At 52.3% G+C, this 20,048-nt stretch carries 18 protein-coding genes; 6 read left to right on the plus strand and 12 right to left on the minus strand.

Annotated features, from left to right (window positions below):
* The first annotated feature begins 300 nt into the window (after nucleotides 1-300).
* A complete protein-coding gene (locus F0M18_RS12855; RefSeq protein ID WP_149611859.1) occupies nucleotides 301-1,200 on the plus strand; it encodes a sulfotransferase in 900 nt (299 codons plus the stop codon).
* Between the two features lie 270 nt (nucleotides 1,201-1,470).
* Here the strand turns inward: F0M18_RS12855 and F0M18_RS12860 are convergent, their stop codons facing one another.
* A complete protein-coding gene (locus F0M18_RS12860) occupies nucleotides 1,471-2,343 on the minus strand; it encodes a sulfotransferase family protein (RefSeq protein ID WP_188109708.1) in 873 nt (290 codons plus the stop codon).
* A 417-nt stretch (nucleotides 2,344-2,760) separates the two neighbouring features.
* On the opposite strand from F0M18_RS12860, the gene F0M18_RS12865 reads away from it, so the two are divergent.
* The gene (locus F0M18_RS12865) at nucleotides 2,761-3,741 is read left to right on the plus strand and encodes a polysaccharide deacetylase family protein (protein WP_188109709.1); all 981 of its coding nucleotides are present in this window, start codon (nucleotides 2,761-2,763) and stop codon (nucleotides 3,739-3,741) included.
* 35 nt (nucleotides 3,742-3,776) lie between these two features.
* Here F0M18_RS12865 and F0M18_RS12870 read toward each other — a convergent pair whose 3' ends face one another.
* The 11 genes from F0M18_RS12870 to F0M18_RS12920 form a co-directional block, all read right to left on the minus strand.
* Nucleotides 3,777-4,880: a glycosyltransferase family 4 protein gene (locus tag F0M18_RS12870; RefSeq protein WP_149611862.1), complete on the minus strand. Its 1,104-nt coding sequence runs from the start codon at nucleotides 4,878-4,880 to the stop codon at nucleotides 3,777-3,779.
* A 47-nt stretch (nucleotides 4,881-4,927) separates the two neighbouring features.
* On the minus strand, nucleotides 4,928-5,854 hold the full coding sequence (locus F0M18_RS12875; RefSeq protein ID WP_149611863.1) for a sulfotransferase domain-containing protein: 927 nt from the start codon (nucleotides 5,852-5,854) through the stop codon (nucleotides 4,928-4,930).
* Between the two features lie 73 nt (nucleotides 5,855-5,927).
* Nucleotides 5,928-7,400 carry a lipopolysaccharide biosynthesis protein gene (locus F0M18_RS12880; RefSeq protein ID WP_149611864.1) on the minus strand — a complete coding sequence of 491 codons (1,473 nt, stop codon included), beginning with the start codon at nucleotides 7,398-7,400 and terminating at the stop codon, nucleotides 5,928-5,930.
* A 121-nt stretch (nucleotides 7,401-7,521) separates the two neighbouring features.
* Nucleotides 7,522-9,150 carry a glycosyltransferase family 4 protein gene (locus F0M18_RS12885; RefSeq protein WP_149611865.1) on the minus strand — a complete coding sequence of 543 codons (1,629 nt, stop codon included), beginning with the start codon at nucleotides 9,148-9,150 and terminating at the stop codon, nucleotides 7,522-7,524.
* 3 nt (nucleotides 9,151-9,153) lie between these two features.
* A complete protein-coding gene (locus F0M18_RS12890) occupies nucleotides 9,154-10,059 on the minus strand; it encodes an ExeA family protein (RefSeq protein WP_149611866.1) in 906 nt (301 codons plus the stop codon).
* 18 nt (nucleotides 10,060-10,077) lie between these two features.
* Complete coding sequence (locus F0M18_RS12895) at nucleotides 10,078-10,959, minus strand: CpsD/CapB family tyrosine-protein kinase (RefSeq protein ID WP_149611867.1); 882 nt, start codon at nucleotides 10,957-10,959, stop codon at nucleotides 10,078-10,080.
* 44 nt (nucleotides 10,960-11,003) lie between these two features.
* Nucleotides 11,004-12,713, minus strand: a complete 1,710-nt coding sequence (locus F0M18_RS12900) for a hypothetical protein (RefSeq protein WP_149611868.1) — start codon at nucleotides 12,711-12,713, stop codon at nucleotides 11,004-11,006.
* A gap of 18 nt (nucleotides 12,714-12,731) precedes the next feature.
* Nucleotides 12,732-13,922 (minus strand): porin family protein, encoded by a 1,191-nt coding sequence (locus F0M18_RS12905; protein WP_149611869.1) that lies wholly within the window; start codon nucleotides 13,920-13,922, stop codon nucleotides 12,732-12,734.
* A gap of 20 nt (nucleotides 13,923-13,942) precedes the next feature.
* On the minus strand, nucleotides 13,943-14,506 hold the full coding sequence (locus tag F0M18_RS12910; protein ID WP_149611870.1) for a polysaccharide biosynthesis/export family protein: 564 nt from the start codon (nucleotides 14,504-14,506) through the stop codon (nucleotides 13,943-13,945).
* Between the two features lie 276 nt (nucleotides 14,507-14,782).
* Nucleotides 14,783-15,172 carry a hypothetical protein gene (locus F0M18_RS12915; RefSeq protein WP_149611871.1) on the minus strand — a complete coding sequence of 130 codons (390 nt, stop codon included), beginning with the start codon at nucleotides 15,170-15,172 and terminating at the stop codon, nucleotides 14,783-14,785.
* 535 nt (nucleotides 15,173-15,707) lie between these two features.
* Nucleotides 15,708-16,052, minus strand: a complete 345-nt coding sequence (locus tag F0M18_RS12920; RefSeq protein ID WP_149611872.1) for a DUF1820 family protein — start codon at nucleotides 16,050-16,052, stop codon at nucleotides 15,708-15,710.
* Nucleotides 16,053-16,232: 180 nt separating this feature from the next.
* On the opposite strand from F0M18_RS12920, the gene miaB reads away from it, so the two are divergent.
* From miaB to F0M18_RS12940, 4 genes are all read left to right on the plus strand, one after another.
* Nucleotides 16,233-17,600: a tRNA (N6-isopentenyl adenosine(37)-C2)-methylthiotransferase MiaB gene (gene miaB / locus F0M18_RS12925; protein WP_149611873.1), complete on the plus strand. Its 1,368-nt coding sequence runs from the start codon at nucleotides 16,233-16,235 to the stop codon at nucleotides 17,598-17,600.
* Nucleotides 17,601-17,753: 153 nt separating this feature from the next.
* On the plus strand, nucleotides 17,754-18,698 hold the full coding sequence (locus F0M18_RS12930) for a PhoH family protein (protein WP_149612029.1): 945 nt from the start codon (nucleotides 17,754-17,756) through the stop codon (nucleotides 18,696-18,698).
* On the plus strand, nucleotides 18,695-19,198 hold the full coding sequence (gene ybeY, locus F0M18_RS12935; RefSeq protein WP_149611874.1) for an rRNA maturation RNase YbeY: 504 nt from the start codon (nucleotides 18,695-18,697) through the stop codon (nucleotides 19,196-19,198). The genes F0M18_RS12930 and ybeY overlap by 4 nt, the downstream gene beginning before the upstream one ends.
* Nucleotides 19,195-20,040, plus strand: a complete 846-nt coding sequence (locus tag F0M18_RS12940; RefSeq protein WP_149611875.1) for an HlyC/CorC family transporter — start codon at nucleotides 19,195-19,197, stop codon at nucleotides 20,038-20,040. The genes ybeY and F0M18_RS12940 overlap by 4 nt, the downstream gene beginning before the upstream one ends.
* The last annotated feature ends 8 nt before the right edge of the window (nucleotides 20,041-20,048 follow it).

Consider the following 20,048-nt stretch of genomic DNA (forward strand, 5'->3'; position numbering starts at 1 on the left):
ACCGCAAGCCGCATACGCTAGCCTGCCCTGACATACTAAATATGATCCTGAGTTACTTTCCGAAAAGTCTGTGTAGTGGTTCCATATGCTGGAAGTCCGCCAACACCCAGGAGCTGCCTGCTGGCAGGATAGACACTAATAATTGGCAACTGCCAGGCAATTAGAAGATACTTTGATAGCTTTAGCGCCAACTTCACTATTCGAAAGTCTATAATGGGAGTCGGCGCAGGTAGAGTGCAAACAAACGTTTTGCTACTGATATACAAGTTTCTACCTGAATGAAGCAATAAGGGGGATTGTGTGAAAATAGCTTTTCATATCGGCTACCACAAGACGGCCACGACATGGCTTCAGAAAGAGTACCTGCCAAGGCATCACCAGATCGGCGCCATATACAGGACAAGTCATCCACAGCAGAACCCGCTGATAAACTACCTTATCTCGACGCCCGAGCAAAAGTTTGACGCCGGCCACTGCAGGGCTTTGCTTGATGAGCAGATTTCGCTGGTATCAGCAGGCGGGCAACAACATGTTGCTGTCGTCTCGGCTGAACGACTGTCCGGATTTCCCCTGTCTGGTGGCTTCGACAGTGTATACATTGCGGGCAGGATCCAGAAAGTCGCGCCCGAGGCCAGGATTTTTATGGTTGTCAGGGAACAGGCAGACATGATCACGTCAGTCTACAAGCAAATGGTCCTGGAAGGATATCCAGGTTCTTTGGAACAGATGCTTAACAGCAAGAACTGGAAAATGGCTGGCTTCAATCGAGCTTTTTACGAGTACGATGCAATGATCAAGGAGTACCAGAAGCGCTTTGGTCCAGAGAAAGTGCTGGCGCTGCCGTACGAGATGATGCGTTATACACCGGAAGACTTTATAAATCGCTTGTGTCGCTTTCTCGATATAGACTTCGTGCCGGCTCCGGAAGCGAAAAAAGTGGTGAACAAGGCGCTCCCCTCGCGCAGCATCAAATTTCTTAGCCACCTGAATAAGTATCGGAAAACTGAGATCAATCCATACCCTTCGATAAGAATACCCAATAGGATGATTGATGCACTTGTCGACACCCACGTTTCAATGACCAGCAGGGACATTGAATTGCTCTCAGCCCAAGCGCGGCGTGAGTTACATGAATACTATCGACCTTCCAATGATCGCCTCAAAGACCTCATCGGCATAGATTTCCACGCCTTCAAGTGATTCAGAAATTCTCGCTTCGATTTTTGTAAAAAACGAATACCGATGTCTCGCCGCAACACTGAATTACTTGGGAGATAACCTGTGCGTATATCCAACTGGAAAAATCTGACAAAACCAACGCTACTGCGCTTCATCCTCCATTCACCGGGCCCAATCTTTAACAGCTGGAAAAGGAACACCATTGAGATATTCAACTGGAAAGCGTCACTCAACGGACCTGTGAAAAAAGGATTGCACCGTGCGATTTTGTCTATGCAACGCTCGACGGAACTAAACCTGGTCTTTCTCCTCTTCGTTCGTGCTTTCAGCGCACTGTTTCCGATAACTCTCGTCTAACTGCTCACGAAGACCCTCACAAAGGTTCTCTATGTCGGATGCAATTTCCGGACGCTTTCGTTTGCCAAGCGACTTGCTGTGGACGTTTTCTACCATTTTCCCTGTGAAGTGACATCCCACGTATTCAGTGATGCTCTTCATTTCTATGGAAGGGTTGCTCACGAAAGCTTCGTACTGGAACAATCTGACGCGACTATTCTGGTCAAGGCCCAGGTTGTAAAAGAGACGATTCCGTATGTACCACATAAGCGCAGCGCCGTCGTTGACTGATAGCCTCTCGATGTTCATCGTCTTCAGTAATTGGCTATCTTCCGCGCTAAGACTCTCCAACTGCCATGCGATACTGCCATTGCTCACGTAATTGCTAAAAACATCCAGTGGATGGCGACCAAAGCGCTCGACTGCCGAGTTGACGCGATCAGCATAGTCCCGATAAGCCCACAACGATTTGGCCTCCGGCCAATGCTCAAGCAACTCGTTCGCTCGGTGCCCATCCTTAAGTGGCTTAAAGATGAGAAAATTGTACGGGTTATCCTCGATTACCTTCTCGACCGTCTTTATGTCCAGAAGTGAGTATGACTCAAACGCCCTGGGGTCCGACTCGCCCAGGTTCATAATCTCAGGACTTCGCCCGAAACACTCTCCAAGCATGGTCGTACCGCTTCGCTGTGCTCCGAATATGAACACTGGCATGGTATTACCGGCACCACCGCCTCGCACCCTCCACCACAGTTTATGTGCCAGATCGTATGAGCGGTCTCGCAGCTTTAGAAAGTTCTTCCTGTTGATTTTATCCAGAGTGCTCACTCGCTCACCATCTAACTGAAAATGTGAAGAGAACATACCGCTCTTCTTGCCATGATATAGTCATGCAATATTGCCTCTCGGGAACCCTAGCATACTCTCCACTGTAGAAGCGGATAACGTGAACGTCACAACCGGCTAAAGGCCTCGACTTATTCCTCTATTGTCCTGCAAGGTTCTCAGTATGTCCCGGGCGAAGTAGCTAAATTGCCAACCGCTTCGCAATTCTTGTGCGCCGGAGTGGCATTCGACAGCTTCATTATTCTATAGTTGTGACTAGTGGGGTTTCAGGCCTACCTCCACACCGGTTGGTGCGTATTCCAGAGAAACTGTTAACTGGGTTAATCATGGAAACGGCGTACATATTTCGTGCAGCCTGCACCAAAACTGACCTGTATGTTAGGCCAAGAATTAAGAATCATGAAATCACTAGTTCTCCAGTGCATCTACTTTGCAGCTTTCTATGCGGGGATACTGGATTTATTCTACAGACGCAGAAAGACTCCTATTGTGATCACTTATCACAATATTATCCCCGATGATCTTTTTGACAAGAACGCCCAATTCATAGGGGGCGACCACAGAGTCTCTGAATTTGACGCGCATTTGTCCATTGTCAGCTCCAAGGTCAGTATCGGCAATCGTTGCATTCCCGGAGAAGTATTGATCACCTTCGATGATGGCTACAAAAATAACAAACTTGTAGCCTGCCCTATTCTCAAAAAACACGGCGCATCTGCAACGTTTTTCATACCAGCGTGTTATTTCGAGTCAAGCGACATACTTTGGGTAGACACGATGCTGATGTGGCTATCGTACGTGCCCGACGGTGACTATGACATTCTGGAGCACAATTTCGCACTATCTAACAAGGCGAGCCGGAGCCAGGCATGGGAAGCGATATGGGAACGCTTGCTACAGGACTTTTCTTTGAAACAGCGCGTTCTCCTTGAAATGGAAGAACGCTATCCAGTCAACGCACTGGAAATTGACGATGAGTATCTTCGATTGCGTTTCAGCGCGCTGAACGAAGATGACCTATATGCCATGATAGCTGAGGGCAACCAACTAGCCTGTCACTCTTACAATCATGACATCCTGTCCCGGTTGCCCCCTGCAGATTTGCAGTCCAACTTTGAAAAGTGCGAGCCGTACAGGGCCAAGTATAACGTTAACTGGTTCAGCTACCCTTTCGGGCGCGACGACGAAGTTTCAAGCCAAGTTGTCGAACTGTGCAAGACTCATGAGTACTCGAAAGCTTTTATGAACATTAATCGCCCCAGCGACGATGTGCATAAGATACCCAGAATCAACATGCCCAATTCAACCAACAGGTATCTCATACATGCCAAGCTAAGCGGCTTCGAGGGTGCATTGAAAAGCGCTTTAAGGCTGGGTTAGCAAAACAGACAGTCACCAGGCGCCAAAGCTTCCTCTCAAGTTGTCGTGGTCTCCATCAGTTTCAAATACTCTTCGGCAACGAGATCTGCGTTCCTTGCTATGGTGAATTCTTTCGCTCGATCTCTACCAGCTGACGACATACGTTCCATGAGGTCGGGGTCATCCAGCAGTCTGATGACTTCTTTCGCCGCGCCAGAAGTGTCTAAACCCTTTACCAATACACCTTCGACGCCGTTTCTAATCAGCTCACTTACAGCCGAACGCTCATCCATCGCTACCACAGGCACTCCTGCAGCTAATGATTCAGCCACTACGAGCCCGAAACCTTCATACCGGGAAGTAAACAGACAAAGATTCAGTGAACCGATAATTTCGCGCGCATCTTTTCTGTATCCAAGGAAATGCACTGACTCTTCAAGTCCATAGCTTTCGACCAAAACCTGCATCTCTTCCTTGGCAGGTCCCTCTCCAACAACGATGAAAGCCACCTCGGGCCTCTCTGCATGAACCAGCCTTGCTGTCTCGATGAACAGATCAATTCCCTTGTCCGACGTCAGCCTGCCAACAAAACCGACCTTCTGCCCGACAGGCAAGTCAGACACAACTGTGCCGGCACGACATGCTTCAACGATATGGTCGTAATCTACCCCGTTGTGGATGACCTTGATCCTGCTGTGGATGGATGCATTTTCCGCGCACATCATATCCGCCATGTACTGCGAGATCGCGATGAACCGATCGATGTTCGAGCTAAGGTACTTATAGAAAAGCAAAGCCCCCCGATCTCGATTCAAGAGCCTGCCACCGTGTTCGGTGAACAAGACCGGCCCAGACTGAAACTTCAGCGCCAGCGCAAGTATAGCGTTGTTTGCATGGGTGTGAATTACATCGTAGTCATGCGCTTTCAATAGTTTCAGGATGCGCATCAGCGCCGAGGCATCAAGGCCATTGCTCATCCCGACATAGTCGACACCTTTGCATAGCCCCGAAACCTCTTCCGACAGGGCTCCCGGTGTGCTGAGCACGATAACCCTGCTGGAAAATCTTTCTTTGTGAAAAGAAAGGAGATCAACAAGGTACCGTTGTATGCCCCCCTGCCCAAGGTCCCAGCAAATATGCAACACCTTCATCTCATTCATCGCCACTCAAAAGGAAACAACTTGTCCGTAAACACCAGTCATCTGCACTACTTCCTTGTTCGCCATGGCGCCAGGTCAACACCGAACTCAGCTTCGAGCCTCTGGTTGGCTTCGAAAAATCGAGGGGCAAGTTTTTCCACTTCAGTTCGCTCTGACTGGACTTTACTCGCTGCAGCTTGAGTCACGTTCACTTTACGGTAAAGCCAACTCAACGGACGCCTTAGCGCGGTGTTTGCGATATAGGGGCTGATTCGGCCTTTCAGGCGGTGCATGCCCTGCAGCTTCACGTTAGTGGACGCGTTCTTGACTTCAAACTCGTAGTCCCGATAGAACAGCGGGTCTATCCCCAGGTAGTCCGCTACCTGTTTCATGAAGCCCCGCTGATCACGTCTGAAATCTTCAAACAGGAACACCCGAATGTTGTCCTCTCCGACAGCCTCCCGCCACTTCAGAAGAAAATCAACATAGCAACTCTGTTGTATCGCGTTAGAAAGGATATACCTGTCAGCAAATGGGCTATCTTTCGTGCCCATAAGTGCGAGAAAGTCACTGAACGAGATATCCTTATCAAGTATCGCCAGGTTGTTCTGAGCGAAGCGGTAGAGCGAGTAAACACGCTCCTCGGGACGCCTCAAAACGAAGAACACTTTTGGCCTTGTCGGCCACTCTGGAATGCTATGCAGAGGTGTCTCCTGGTAGAGGTAGTCGGGGGTAGCCTCCAGTTTGAGTCCATCGGCTGCATTCTGACAGTGAGAAAAAAAGTGCTCGTATCCTTGCCAACCCTGCAAGTGAACATTTCTATCAGGACGAAATACCGGATAGCCTTTATCAATTAAATAGTAAGTCTCTTTAACCGAAGAACTGCAGATCTCCGGGTGATCTTTGAGATGATCAAACACCGATGTAGTCCCACACTTCGGTGCACCGGCAAGTATTACCTGAGGTAAGTATCGATGCTCATTAGTGCTATTCATGATTACATCAATCCCGTTATGTCTCGTTACACTCAAGCCTGGATCGCACAAAATATGCGAACCACCTTTACCTTCAAGGCGTTGAGCCGCGTTGGTCAGGGCGTATCAGGGCCCTGACTTCCAGATAGGCCTGCTTTACCGTCGCATAACCAAAAATCATCACAAAGAAAGCATAAGCCAGGAAAAAAAGGAAACATTGCAATGCCAAATTGGCGAGTAAACTACCGGAATAGATATTCATATAGGTAGGCAGAAACTCAACAGACAACCAGCTTAGAACCAGGGCCACCGCTATACCCAAATACTGCCGAAGAATTACGGCGATGGGATAATCCAGAATATCAGCTATGTAATAGAACAACATGACACTGAATACCACGGAACCGGCGGCCCAACCAGCAGTGAACGCCTGCAAGCCATAGCTCGCCAGCAGTCCGCCAAGAAGGATACTCACAACCACCTGGACAGCGGTGGCCCGCAACAGGCTCCCGGGGTGGCCTTTTGCCTTTAGCAGTGGCTGAGCGAAAAAAGTCGATGTTCTTGCCATGCCACCAACCGCGATAATTTGGCAAATTACACCAGCGTCACGCCACTTCTCACCAAACACAATGGCCGTAATGTCTTCACCATAAAAAACAAAGAGGGCCATCACGGGAAAGCCAAAGAGCGCGATGACTCTGGCTACCGCTGCACTGCTTTCTACCAGGCGTTCAGTATTCGATTGTAAACGAGAGAAAGCAGACATTGTCACCTTGAGGATAACCACTCTGGTGATACCCAGAATCACCTCAACAAAGCGACGACCAACCACATAGACCCCCAAGGCACCGACACCGAAGAATTGGCCAATCAACAATCGGTCAATATTACTGCCAGCAAATTGCAATAAATTGATACCAACGATACGTGAGGCATATGTCCATATTTCCCCGAACGCATGAAGAGAAAATCTGAGTTTTGGAAACCAACGTGTAACCCACCACAAGGTTATCCACTCTGCAAAGCGCTCGACCAGTTGTTGCGCCACCAGGCTCCAGACACCGTAACCATTGAGCGCCATCGTGATACCCACGACAGCACCGCTGCTTGTTGATATCCAACCGCGAATTGCCAGGCTTCGAAAAGACAGCCTGCGCATCAACAAGCCCTGCTGCACCCTGGAAAGTGAGAGCGGTATGATCCCTATAGCCAGACAATAGATAATGGGTTGCAGTTCAGGCTCACCACTCCAACTCGCAGCCAGGGGTGCAATGACAATAGAAAGTAAGATTGCAATAACACCGAGAATCACCGTTGCCCAATAGGCAGTATCTTTGTGCAGATCGGTCAAATCCTCGCGCTGGATAATCGCATCGGTAATCCCCATTCTTACAACGAGTTGTAAAAAGGCGATATATACGGAAGCGAGCGCAACCAATCCAAAGTCTTCCCGGCTCAATGCCCTGGCTAAAATCAGAAAAGTGGCAAACTGAACCACTCTGACACCGGCAGTTTCCGCCGTTGCCCAGATGACACCGGAAAGGACTTTTTTCCTTATGCTCGGCATTGAACAGACACAGAAATATGAATTTTCAGAGAAGATGCACCCGGGAATTGCAGTCGACAGTGCCGCCTGGTGCTTCCGGTCACTTTGTACAGCGTGGACGTCTGCGACCAGCCGCAGAACGTCACAAATTAACTCCCGTCAGTAAAAGCGCGCATATAGATATAAAAATAAGCCTGTTTACCGCTTTTTCGCCCCGCGCGAGCACGTACTCACTGGTGTACAACAACACACATATCCGGAACGGCGCACTGATTACTTCTGATCCATCCCCAAATTCAACCACTAGAAGCGGTGTAAGTGCCACGATAAACAACGCAACCAAGAGGTCTTCTGTAGTCAGCCCGAAATACTTCTTCCGCGTAATTCTTATGGAAAGTAGTAGCAAGACCGTCATACCAACGAACAAAGCGTTGATAAGGAAGTCAAGTCGGCCATCGTCAACCGATATTGTCATACCCCAAACTATGAATATGGTCGTGGTATAGGAGGCTATGCGGCCAATAAGTTGCCGCAAGTTATTCGGCAGGATTAATACCGCTGCCAGCAAGATCGCCGCCCAGACAATAGCCACGTATATGATATTCGGGGAAAACGCTGTAGACGTGAGCGCGCCGAATGCGAAAAACAACGCAAGGAGCACGGTGAAGAAAACACCAGTATAAGGATGCAAGACACCCAGACGTCGAAAAATTGCGACGCGTTTGTCTCGATCATCGGAAGAATCAAGCGGCCTTATCTTCCATTCACTCACGTTAGCGATATATATCGTACCAAGTGTCAAGACAGCAAAGGCCATGAAAGCGATCAAAACAAAAACATCACTCTCGTCACGTAAAAGATACGCACCAACGAGCAATATAGCCTGCAGCACATAGATGATAGCGACGACCTCGTACTGGCTAAAACCCAGCTTGGCTACCTGGTGATGCAGATGTTCCTTGTCCGGACCGGCCAGCGGCAATTTCTTGTTGATGCGAACAGGTACGACCTGAAGAATATCCATTACCGGCAGCCCAAGTATCAGCAGCGGCATTAGACTTGTCATGGCACTGGTATCGCTCTGGCTAAGCGTGATAGCTAACCATGCGACCGTAAAGCCGAGGAACTGACTACCGGCATCTCCCATAAATATCCGCGCCGGGTGGGTATTAAATCGCAAGAAACCCAATACAGCAGCCGAGACCGCCACCGCGATGACCGCGACTGTCGTATGACCAGTTTGCAAGGCCAGAACAAAAATCAACGCAAGCGCCATCAAGGTTGTGCCTGCTGCCAGGCCGTCCATGCCATCTGAGAAATTCACACCATTGATTACCCCCAGGACGAAAATGAAAGTAATGACATGAATAAGCCATGCGGGGACATCACTAAAAATGGGGAAGTCAGTCACTACCATTCCGCCCGCCATGGCGATAACTACGCCAAGCGCTTGCCCGCCGATTTTCTGTATCGGACTCAGCTCCACCAGGTCATCAAGCAAGCCAAACCCTGCAATGACCATAGCAGCCAGGACATAACTGAAGATCGGCTCATCGGCCGGAAGCACGATAAGAACCGAGAGGGCGGCAGACAGGATGATTCCGAGGCCGCCACTGCGCGGAATAACGTTGCTGTGTATCTTGCGGGCATCGCCGGTTGGGTCATCAACCAGCCCCCAACGGGCTGAATTACGTATCAGAAAGGGGATGAATACGAGAGATGAAAGTAGCGCAACGAGGAAACTATACGGATAGAGGTACTGGGCATCCATGCCTCACCCAACCATATCCAACAGATCTACAGACTTCTGTATTTTGACTTCTTCGCGCACGGTTTCTCGCGCGGGGTCGGTACCTATTCCGGGGCGATGTATACCGCCGATCTGTTTGGCCTGAACAACGTTAAGTACGATGTCGAGATTAACCGTCTTCTTACCGAGTCCAAAAGCAACAACCAGTGCGCCATCACAGAGCGTATTGATTATGCGTGGAATACCCCCGCTGTAATAATAGATCGCCATAAGTGAAGTCGCATCGAACAGATCGGGAGGTCCGCCCACCGCTTCAATACGGTAGTTGACATAACTCATACTTTCTAAAAGGTTAAGCGGCTCGAGGCGATATTCCGCCGATACCCTTTGTGCCAACTGCGACATGGAGGGATCGTAAAACTTGTCCAGTAATTCAGGCTGTCCTACCAGAATCACCTGTAGCAACTGGTTTTTATCCGCGTTGATATTGGTGAGAAGGCGCAGCGACTCCAGGTCAGACTTCGACATATTCTGCGCCTCGTCTACAATCACCAACGTGCGCTTGCCCTCGGCAGACTGCTCGATAAGAAAGTCCTGCAGCGTTTGCAGAAGCATTCCTTCGTCACTGGTGTCGACAGGTATTCTGAACGCATTAATAATCCATTTGAGCAATGAACCGTAAGCGTCGTGCGGGGTGCTGATAAGCCCCAGCGTGATTTCTTCGTAGTCCGTGCGGCTGAGCAAGTGGCGAATGAGCGTTGTCTTGCCCGCCCCTACTTCACCGGTGATTACTGTAATTCCCACCTGCTCCAGCAGGCCGAACTCCAGCATGTTGTAAGCCTTCAGGTGGACACTGGAAAAGAAGATCGATTCCGCGTCAGGTATGAGAGAGAACGGCTTTTCGCTAAGCCCAAAAAAACTTGTATACATCGAGTGGCACCAACCCCGCTAGCGCGCCTTGTTGAGCACAGTACCCAACAATTCTGTGTTCTTCAGTAGTTGCATACAGCGCTCAATCTCATCCGGATTGGTGCCGCCGTCTTCCACCACCAGTAGGCAAGCGTCCGTATTAGGCACGAAAACCATGGCGTCGTCGTTTCTCAGTAGCGGCGGCAAATCAAACACAACTATGCGGTCCCTGTATCGACCGACCACGTCTGCAAGAAAAGACATCATCTCTGGCGACGTGAGTAACTCTGAAGCATGATGCCCCTGCGGAAGACCCGGCACAACAACAAGCCGGGGATAACCAGGGTTTATCAGTATATTTTCCAAAGGTTCCCCGTGCTGCAGATGGTCAACAATCCCTTTATCAACCTCTATACCCAGAGTTTTACAGACGCTAGGTTCGCGCAGGTCCAGATCGACGAGCATGACCGTCTGGTTCACCTCTTGCGAAATGCTTATTGCAAGATTTATGGCCGTCAGCGTCTTTCCAACATCTTCCCTGGGACCAGTTACGGCGAGCGTGCTCCAACCGTTCAGGTTCATGCTGCTCAGTACCTGGCTTCTGAGCTGACGGTAGGCCTCCACCCGGGGATCATCCCTGTCACCGGCAATTATGCGGTTTTCATTTAACAGCTCCTGCGGAGGCTCCACACATCGAGTTTTCTGGTACTCAATATTCTTGGGAGCGGCTTTTCTTCTCCTGGCTCCCCTCGTGCGTGCGTTCTGTGTGGAAGTGCGGGAGCTGTGCAACGGCCGCCTATCTGACGCAACATCAGAAGAAGCTTCATCATTTCCCCGCTTCTCTCCGGGACTCCGCGTCTTGCCGATAGCTCCCTCACGCTGTTCGCGCGCCTTTTCGATTGCTTCTTGTAGATAATCCATTGGCCTATTTCCCAGCGCTCAAATTCATTTGCCCGGCGTTACAATCATTGTATAAAAGAGTATGTCGTAAAGGACACAACCAACACCGTTGCAGCCAAAGCCACAATCGCAATAGTCCAGGTACGCCGACGATTCATAATATCGATATCATTTTCGATATAGGGGATAGCCACCAACGGTGCCTCTCCCATTTCCAAAGTGAGCTGACGAACGCCATGGATGGCGCTATCTGTCACTTCTCGCAACACAACGAGCCCGCCACCCAATCCTATTGCCACGATCATTCCAAGAAAGATGATAGCCGGTCGATTCGGGCTCACGGGATCCTGCGGCAGGGCAGGAGGTTCGATTACGGCGAAATGCTCCCCTTTTTGCTCCTGTTCGAGATTCATCGCCACAATCGCTTCGCGCTGCTTGGTCTTGATGTCCCGGTACTCTTCGGTAGCATTATCGTAGTCACGCAGCAAAGCCTGATACTTCTTTTCCACTTCAGGCGCGCTGTTGATCTTGTATTCGTACTCATCAATCACTCTCTGCAATTCCTGCTGGCGACCGACTAATGTCCTCAACTCCGATTCCACGGAAAACAGCTCTCCTTGCAAGAGTATATATGCGGGGTTGTCAGCGACTGCACCATCAGAACTGATGTTCGCGTCGCCAGCTAATCTAATACTCTCTTCCAGCTGCTCAATCACCCGACGCGTGCTCACAACCTCCTGGTGGCTGTCATTGTATCGGGTCTCCAGATCAGCCAGGCGCTGCTGTTGCTCCCGCAACTGTCGACGCAACTCATCCGCGTCAGCACCAATTCCCAGCTCACTCTGCAGCGTCTCGATTTCGCGCTTTAATCGGATTAAGTCAGGGTGGTTATCTCGATACAGAGCGACCTTACGTCGATATTCAGCCTGAAGAGCCTTAAAACGATCTACATCGCTCATGACCACATCCCCTGTCGAGGTATACACCGGGGCTGATGGACTGATCTGGGACATTCTGGACGCCAACTCAAACTTGCGTTTTTCCAGCTCGCTAGAGCGAAGCTGCAGCGCAACCATGTCACGTCTGGCATTTTCGAGATTAACCAGATTACGATTGTAGAGCTCGGGAAGATTACCCTCGTTAGCAGACTTGAAATCTGCCAGCAGCTGTTCCAATTCCAGGAGTTCGGCATTCATTCTTCCCGCTTCCGACTCAAGGAAGTCTGCCGTGCTGGCGGCCTGTTCAGTTCGCTCTCTGGCATTTTCATTGAGGAACAGTGTCACCAACTCATCGGTGACGGCCTGGGCCATCTCCGGTCGCGGACTTTTGAAAGCAAGAGTGAAAGCTATCGTAGCCTGAGTCGGACGGCCGCTTCTCGGGTCAATTACTTCAGCACTCACCAGGTCAAGCTGTACATTCTGCCTGAATTTCGCAACCAGCCTGCTGTCGGGCGCCTCATCTCCTTCCACGTACTGGTACAACTGAAATTTCTGGATAATCTTCGCTATATTCTCAGAGGTCAGCACTCTCTGACTTGTAACCTGCACACGTTGCGCTGCATAACTGGTAATCGTTGAGCGTACGAAGTCTCTCGGCACTTCTTGCTCCTGGATCAGGATCGTCGCCTGAGACTGGTAGGACGCTGGCAGACCGAAAGCAATAACGAGCGCAAGTGGGATAATAATGATAGCCGGCACCAGCAGCCAAAACTTGCGACGCTTCACTACGTCTAAATATTCTGAAACAGGCCTGATTTGCAGTTGTTCGTCAGCCATATACTTGAAAACCCTTGTTCAACGTGACCAAACGCTTTTCGTCGGTCGAAAAATTACGCTCAAAAGTATGGAGTTCGAGTCGGCGCTATCCTCTGCACGCTCCTGGTCCTGCCAGGCATACTGATAACTGCCGGCCACATACCAAGACTCGGAGAATCGATAATCCAGTCCAAAACGCACACGAGCATAGTCCCGATCGAGATCGAAACTGTCATCGACGGCACCGCGTTGACCGGCATCAAACTCCACCTCGAAGTTGCTCCGCTCAGTCATCTGATACGTATAGTCCAGGCCCACTGCGTGATTTTCGACTACCGTGCCGCTGCCGCTAGGGCGCGGAGCACTTTCGATTGTCGCTCTCACTCGCTGGCGTTCTCCTCGATAAGTCAGCGAGCCGCTTAACAGCAGCATATTAGACTCATCATCAGCCGGAGGGTCGAGCAAATCACTGGAATACTCGGTGTCGATGTTAGCCCAACCAATAAGCAGAGAAGTGGAAAAACTTTCGGATAAAGTGGAGTCAAACCCGAACCTGGCGCCGATGGTTTCTGTGTCTACCTCAGTATCGAAACCGGAATTCGCATCGTTTTCAAAAGTACTGCCGTAGGCCTGCAGCGTCACCTGAGTGCGCGCACTCCACTGATGCAGCCAGCCTGCGTAACCTGACAAGTACTGATAGTCCTGCAATACTGATGTGTCGTAATCCACGTCGTCGAAGTCCAGGCCACCGATTATTCCGTTGTTCTCGGTGAACATGTGGTTACCGGAACCTCCGATGCTGGCTGTTTCACGTCGCCTGGCTTCCAGACCGGTGACCCCCGTATCAAGGAATTCACTGGTACGGGTACTGTCGCGCCGATATCTTGCATAGCCATCAACGTCACCACGTTCAAACTGATATGACGCATCTCCTCGCAATTCCTGGTCGTCACTGTCCCAAGCGTCTTCATCGTACCGTGAAAACAACATTTCGCCCGAGAGCGAAGCGTCCAAACGCTCGCTCCGCGTCCCGAGTGTGACCGGGATTGACAACCACCCGCCGGATATCTCCAGCTCATCTTCCGGGACCAAGCGCACGTTGTCGTTATACTCGTACCCACCCTCTACCTCGTATTCAAACGAGTACTCATTGGCCTGTACGACGCTACCAAGCAATAGCACAGAAGAAAGCACCAGGGTCGGTGCTGCGAATTGACGTCTGTTTGGCATGCTTCGGTCTCCTGGGATAATCACGGCACAACAACCACGTCTTTACTCTGCAAGACGATATTGGATTCGAGAGCCTCGCCAGCCTTGACTCTGGCGTAGCGGAAAGGAATTGCGACTTGCTGACCATCTGGCTGTCTCCGCAATATACGGATATCGTTCTCTGCGGCGAATGCGTTAAGCCCTCCAGCCAGCGCCAGGGCCTGCATAACGTCAGTATCACTCGTGACAATGTATTCACCCGGTCGCTCAACTTTACCGATGACATAGATTTTATTGCCATTGACGTTGACCAAAGAAACCACTACCCGAGGCTTGTCCTTCATATACTTGCCCAGGGCCTTGGATATCTTGTCAGCGACAACTGAAGGGGTGGTATTGGTGGTATCGACCTCGCCGGCCATTGGCAGGCTGACGATGCCGTCTGGGCGCACCAATACCTCTCGACTGAGGCTCTCTTCATTCCAGACATCTATACGCAGCAGGTCACCCGGATTAACCGTGTAGGAATCTGAGATGGAGATCGAAGAATACAACGATAGCCCTAGAGCTATCAGGATTAATCGGCTGATTTGACTAAATGACATTGGCACTGCCCCTTTCTGCCGCGGCCAGGATTACGAATAGTTATTCATGGCCTACGCTATTTTAACCGTAAGAAATATACAACAACATGAACCCATCTTTCGTAAATAATGGACGCATTCGTGGACGAGTTCACATTTGCTAGCTGCAACTACTGACATCGCCCCAGGGCTATCGCGCGAGACTCATGCCCAAAGCGCACGACCCATAAGCAAAGATAGATGCCTTTCCGGCTGAATGCCTGCCTGGATGGGAGAATAAATGACCAGGATCAAAGATCAGTGAGGGTGAACATGTGGACGACGACGCGCCACAACGCTGAATCCCAACACCGCGGAAAGGAGCAACCAAACCAGGCCGTCTCCCGACTCCGCACGCATTGTATTATCGCGCAATTCAGCTGCTCCAGCTGCACCAACACCAGCCCCGGTCAAGGGAAGTATCTCGTATGATTGGGAGAAGACGGGTGCCTCGCTGCCGACAGTAACCACGGAAGCAGGCATGGCCACAGAATCCTGTAACAACGCGGCCAGTTGCAACTCGTCGGCCTGGTGGCTCCCATTCTGTGGGTGTAAAAGAGAAGCATTAGCAACACTATTGACGCCGCCAAGCCACACACACAGCACCACGAGTGGATACGCTTTGATGAATTTTGTAAAAACCGACATAAAAAACTGTTCCGTCTCTTTCCAGAGACCGTTGCATGAACCGTGAGGAGAAACCCTCTTCCTACCTCAATTTATATAGCACAAGTGATGAATTCTGCATGGAATTACCTACTCTGATTCCAGACGGCTCCCGGTTTCGTGAGCCAGTTCACACTTTTTACAGCCGATATACTTTAGCCCCAATTTGTTACAGGTTTATTGCAACAGGCTCCTTTCAAACCTGGCTGCCTGAACCACCGATGCCAATCTTATTTGTGCACCACCGAAAATCCTCCAGCAAGTTTCACACCAGACCAACTCCTGCCCACGACACAAGCACACGCCCACGGCTCCCCGCTCATGTAAGCAAAAAAATATGCTTATTTTCCAAGAAGTTAGAAAACCCTGTCCGACTCACTCGCCTTCGGACCAGTCAAATGAGATGAGATGTACTGACATTGCGTATTGCTAATCCAGCTTTCGCTCTGCAATAGCAAGTGGACTCTGCACAAAAACAGTGCACCGGAGATTCACTTCAGCACCGCGTAGCGCCAGGCTATTCCTCACCGCCATGATGGCTTCCCGGCGCACCCGAGAGCGGAAAACTCGCCACATTCCCGGAACCCGCAGGCACCTCGGAAATTCGTGCGCTGCCTTCCTTGTCCACCTCGTCTATGCGGATAATGGCCTGCATGGGTATGTAGGAGCGGGTGACACCGTTGAACTCGTTTTTCAGCTTTTCTTCGCTGGGATCCACCACGATCTGGGAGCGCTCACCGAAAATGAACTCTTCGACCTCGATAAAGCCCCACATATCACTCTGGTAGATGGCGCGGGCGAACACTTCGAACACCTGCCCACCATTCTGGAAAATCACCTTGTAAACGGGTTGTGCTGGCATGATTCCCTCGTGTAGCGGTCTGTGGAAACTCCCTTGAACGACCGCCCGCTTTCAAGGGGCGGCAATATTACCACCATTGCACGGAAATACCAGTGCGAAAGCCGCGCCAGCTCTAGGTTTCACCGACCTGACTGGGTATAATCCGCACCCCTTTCAATACCCGCCGCACAGCCCGGCCCGATGCGCCGTGCTGCCAGAGGAACTGTGAGTAAAAAACTCTACATCAAGACCCACGGCTGCCAGATGAACGAGTACGATTCGGCACGCATGCGGGACCTGCTCCAGGAAAGCCATGACCTGGTACCTACAGAGGACCCGGAAGAAGCCGATGTACTCCTGCTAAACACCTGTTCTATAAGGGAAAAAGCCCAGGAAAAGGTGTTTCACCAGCTGGGCAGGTGGAAGCGCCTGAAGCAGCTGAATCCCGACCTTATAATCGGTGTCGGCGGCTGCGTGGCCAGCCAGGAAGGCGAAGAGATCGGCAAGCGGGCACCCTACGTGGACCTGGTGTTCGGCCCCCAGACCCTGCACCGGCTGCCGGAGATGATGGCCCAGCGCGATGCCCAAACCGGCCCGGGTGGCACCCTGGTGGTTGATGTCAGCTTCCCTGAGATCGAGAAATTTGATCGCCTGCCAGAACCACGGGTTGAGGGCCCCACCGCATTTGTCTCCATCATGGAGGGCTGTTCCAAGTACTGCACCTTCTGCGTGGTCCCCTACACCCGTGGCGAGGAAGTCTCGCGCCCGCTCGACGATGTGATCGCCGAAGTTGCCCACCTCGCGGCAGGCGGCGTCAAGGAAGTGAACCTGCTCGGCCAGAACGTCAACGCCTATCGCGGGGAGAGTCACGACGGCGAGATCGTCGATTTTGCCGAGCTACTGCACTACGTGGCCCGCGTTCCCGGTATCAGGCGCATCCGCTACACCACCTCGCACCCGGTGGAATTCTCCGACGCCCTGATAGAGGCCTACGCAGAAATCCCGCAGTTGGTGGACCACCTGCACCTGCCGGTGCAGAGTGGCTCCGACAAGATACTGGCGGCCATGAAGCGCGGGCACACAGCCCTGGAATACAAGTCCAAGATACGTCGTCTGCGCAAGATTCGCCCCGATATCAGTATCTCTTCGGATTTCATTATTGGCTTCCCAGGCGAGACGGAGAAAGACTTCGCCGACACCATGAAGCTCATAGAAGACATCGGTTTCGACGTGTCCTTCAGTTTTGTCTACAGCGCCAGACCCGGCACACCTGCGGCAGAACTGCCCGACGCGACCCCGGAAGAGACCAAGAAGCAGCGCTTGCAGATACTCCAGGGCCGCATCAACCAGCAGGCCCAGGCTATCAGCCGGCGCATGGTCGGGAGCACACAGGAAATACTCGTTACCGGCGTTTCGAAAAAAGATCCCGGGCAATTACAGGGCCGCACCGAGAACAACCGCGCCGTCAACTTCGCCTGTTCGGACCACAGCCTGATCGGACAGTTTGTCGAGGTAGAGATCGCCGAGGCCCTGCCCAACTCGCTGCGCGGGCAGCTACGCGCCCATTGACGGCCGTCAAATCCCGTATATCCTTGAAATGAATCCAACTGCCCAAGCGGGCCCAAAAGCCAATTGAATAGCGAAGAACCTCCAGCGTCGCCGCTACAACCGACGACCAACGACACAATCCTGCTCGAACCCAATGACGCGCGTCATCTGGCCATGCTGTGCGGCCAGCTGGATGGCCACCTGCGCCAGATCGAAGAGCGCCTGGGAATCCACATCCGCAACCGGGGCAACCAGTTCCAGCTGAGTGGGCCCGCGGTCAACGTGGCGGCCGCCAAAGAGCTGCTGATCCACCTCTATGCCGAGGTCTGCCAGGGTGTGGGGCTGAGTCCCGAATCATTGCATCTGCAACTGCAGCAGGCCGGGCTGGAGCAATTGGCCGAAGTTCGCGCCGGCGATGCGGCTGTTGAAGCCATCCAGGTCATCCGTACCAAGCGCGCATCGATCAAGCCCCGGGGCAAGAACCAGCAGGGCTACGTGCGGGCCATCAGCTATAACGACATCAACTTCGGCATCGGTCCGGCCGGCACCGGCAAGACCTACCTGGCCGTGGCCTGCGCTGTCGAGGCACTGCTGCAGGAACGCGTGCGGCGCATTCTGCTGGTACGCCCGGCAGTGGAAGCGGGCGAGAAACTGGGCTTCCTGCCCGGCGACCTGAGCCAGAAAATCGATCCCTACCTGCGCCCGCTCTACGACGCGTTGTATGAGATGCTCGGATTTGAGACGGTCAACAAGTACATTGAGCGCAACATTATCGAGGTGGCACCGCTGGCCTTTATGCGGGGTCGAACCTTGAACAATGCCTTTATCATCCTCGATGAAGCGCAGAACACCACGCGGGAACAGATGAAAATGTTTCTCACCCGCATCGGCTTTGGCTCTACCGCGGTGATTACGGGTGATGCCACCCAGATTGACCTGCCCCGCGGTGCACAGTCCGGCCTCACTCATGCAGGCAATATCCTGCACGATGTGGAAGGCATCGGCTTTACCTATTTCGCCAACAAGGACGTGGTGCGCCATCCCCTGGTGCAGCGTATCGTGACCGCCTATGACGCGCACGAGGACCGGGCCACCCCCCTGGACAAAAGCAAGCCGTGACCCTGCAACTGGACATTCAGCGCGCCAGCAGTGAAACCACCCCGGATGATGAGCAGCTACTGAACTGGATTGGTGCGGCACTCTCGGCGTGCCACCAGGCAGCGCCTGCTGAGGGCGGGGACGCTGGTCCCGAAATCAGCCTGCGGCTGGTAGACAGGACCGAGATGAGCGCGCTGAACCAGCAGTACCGCGGCAAGCAGGGCCCCACCAACGTGCTCAGTTTCCCCGTCGATTTTCCGGCAGATCTTCACATACCGTTACTGGGCGACATCATCATTTGCGCGCCGGTAGTCCGCGATGAGGCCAGGGCACAGGGCAAACCACTGCATGCGCACTGGGCGCACATGGCGATTCACGGCACGCTCCACCTGCTGGGCTATGACCACATTGAGGCTGAGGAGGCGAAGGCGATGGAAGCCCTGGAGACTGAAATCCTGGGCACGCTGGGTATTCCCTGTCCCTACCTCGATGCACACAACAAGGAGCATGCACGGGCATGAACGACGACGCCACCGGCAACGACAACGACGAGCGATCCTGGCTGGAAAAGCTCGGCCAGTTGTTTTCCAGCGAGCCGCACAATCGCCGCGACCTGCTGGACATCCTCGAAGTAGCCGCGGAGAACGAGGTTATTGATGAGGATGCCCGCAGCATCATGGAAGGCGCCATGCAGGTCGCTGACATGCAGGCCCGCGATATCATGATCCCGCGGGCGCAGATGGTGGTGATCAAGGCGGAGTGTTCGCTCGAGGAAATATTGCCGCAGATCACCCGCTCGGCGCACTCCCGTTACCCCGTGGTCGGAGAGAATCCGGACGATATCCTGGGCATCCTCCTGGCCAAGGACCTGCTGCCGCAAATCCTGCACACCGACCACAGTGATTTCAAGATCGAATCCCTGCTGCGCCCCACGGTGGTAGTGCCGGAAAGCAAGCGCCTCAACGTGCTGCTGCGCGAATTCAGGGAGAACCGCAACCACATGGCCATCGTTATCGACGAATACGGTGGCGTGGCTGGCCTGGTGACAATTGAGGACGTGCTGGAAGAAATCGTCGGTGAGATCGAGGACGAGACAGACGCAGAAGCAGACCGTTTTATTCGCCGCATCTCAGACCAGGACTTCTTCATCAAGGCACTCACCCCGATCGACGAGTTCAACGAGTATTTCAGCACTGAATTCTCCGACGAGGAATTCGACACCATCGGTGGCCTGGTCATGCAGGCCCTCGGCCATATGCCGACTCGCAACGAAGTGGCCACCATCGACAGATTTGAGTTCAAGGTTATCAACGCCGACCAGCGCAAGATTCACAGCCTGCGCATGCGTCCACTGGAGGACTGAGTCCAGCC

This window comes from Pseudohalioglobus sediminis (assembly GCF_008370495.1).
In the GTDB taxonomy this organism is placed as follows: Bacteria; Pseudomonadota; Gammaproteobacteria; order Pseudomonadales; family Halieaceae; genus Halioglobus.

Coding starts and splice junctions, on each gene's coding strand:
- F0M18_RS12875 (WP_149611863.1), bottom strand. CDS start 5,854: ATGAATAGCACTAATGAGCATCGATACTTACCTCAGGTAATACTTGCC.
- F0M18_RS12900 (WP_149611868.1), bottom strand. CDS start 12,713: ATGGCTGACGAACAACTGCAAATCAGGCCTGTTTCAGAATATTTAGAC.
- miaB (WP_149611873.1), top strand. CDS start 16,233: ATGCGCCGTGCTGCCAGAGGAACTGTGAGTAAAAAACTCTACATCAAG.
- F0M18_RS12920 (WP_149611872.1), bottom strand. CDS start 16,052: ATGCCAGCACAACCCGTTTACAAGGTGATTTTCCAGAATGGTGGGCAG.
- F0M18_RS12910 (WP_149611870.1), bottom strand. CDS start 14,506: ATGTCATTTAGTCAAATCAGCCGATTAATCCTGATAGCTCTAGGGCTA.
- F0M18_RS12865 (WP_188109709.1), top strand. CDS start 2,761: ATGAAATCACTAGTTCTCCAGTGCATCTACTTTGCAGCTTTCTATGCG.
- F0M18_RS12895 (WP_149611867.1), bottom strand. CDS start 10,959: ATGGATTATCTACAAGAAGCAATCGAAAAGGCGCGCGAACAGCGTGAG.
- F0M18_RS12880 (WP_149611864.1), bottom strand. CDS start 7,400: ATGCCGAGCATAAGGAAAAAAGTCCTTTCCGGTGTCATCTGGGCAACG.
- F0M18_RS12890 (WP_149611866.1), bottom strand. CDS start 10,059: ATGTATACAAGTTTTTTTGGGCTTAGCGAAAAGCCGTTCTCTCTCATA.
- F0M18_RS12940 (WP_149611875.1), top strand. CDS start 19,195: ATGAACGACGACGCCACCGGCAACGACAACGACGAGCGATCCTGGCTG.
- F0M18_RS12905 (WP_149611869.1), bottom strand. CDS start 13,922: ATGCCAAACAGACGTCAATTCGCAGCACCGACCCTGGTGCTTTCTTCT.
- F0M18_RS12885 (WP_149611865.1), bottom strand. CDS start 9,150: ATGGATGCCCAGTACCTCTATCCGTATAGTTTCCTCGTTGCGCTACTT.
- F0M18_RS12930 (WP_149612029.1), top strand. CDS start 17,754: ATGCTGTGCGGCCAGCTGGATGGCCACCTGCGCCAGATCGAAGAGCGC.
- F0M18_RS12915 (WP_149611871.1), bottom strand. CDS start 15,172: ATGTCGGTTTTTACAAAATTCATCAAAGCGTATCCACTCGTGGTGCTG.
- F0M18_RS12870 (WP_149611862.1), bottom strand. CDS start 4,880: ATGAATGAGATGAAGGTGTTGCATATTTGCTGGGACCTTGGGCAGGGG.